This is a genomic window from Paenibacillus sp. GCM10023252 (assembly GCF_042653305.1).
Taxonomy (GTDB): Bacteria; Bacillota; Bacilli; order Paenibacillales; family Paenibacillaceae; genus Pristimantibacillus.
In genome coordinates this window covers 1-588 of the sequence record NZ_JBHSHW010000050.1, presented here as the reverse complement: position 1 = coordinate 588, position 588 = coordinate 1, and the positions used below count along the sequence as shown (strand labels likewise).

Below are 588 nucleotides of genomic sequence, written 5' to 3'. Positions count from 1 at the left end.
GTAAAGGATGAAAGGGCTGTTTTAATCGTCATGCCCTCCGTTCCAGGTGGAGGGCAATCTTTTTCATGTTCTGTACAGCTGCGGTCATCAACGCCTGTTCCATCACGTTGTTTAACCCCCGCAAACGGCAATAGCGAAACCCATGGAGCTGTTTAGCATCCGCGAAGCTTCGCTCAATCGTTTCTTTTCGTTTACGGTACAATCTCTTACCTGACTTGCTCAGGCGGTTTAACCGCACTTGTTCTTTACTGTCCTCCCAGATGTGCCTCGTGACAATCTTTCGCTTGTTAGCAGACCTTGTGCACTTCTCTAGCATGGGACACTGAGCACATTGTTTAGGATCTGAGGCATAGTGCCGGTAACCGTTTCGATCCGTTGTGCGGTAAACCAACTCTTGTTGCTGTGGACACATATATAAATTACGCTCTGCATCATAAGTGAATTTCCATTTGGGAAGTAACCCTTGCGTCGGATGGAATCGCCTATGCGCAATCACACCATAGATATTGCGTTCCTCAAGCCCTTTGCAGATTGGTGTCGTCATATAACCAGAATCAAGCGCGACGGCTTCCACTTCAAAACCAAATC

At 47.4% G+C, this 588-nt stretch carries 1 protein-coding gene; it reads right to left on the bottom strand.

Going from position 1 to position 588, the window contains the following annotated elements:
- Positions 1–28: 28 nt before the first annotated feature.
- Positions 29–588 (bottom strand): transposase (locus tag ACFO9Q_RS22940; protein ID WP_379185908.1); only part of this gene is annotated, 560 nt, incomplete at its 5' end.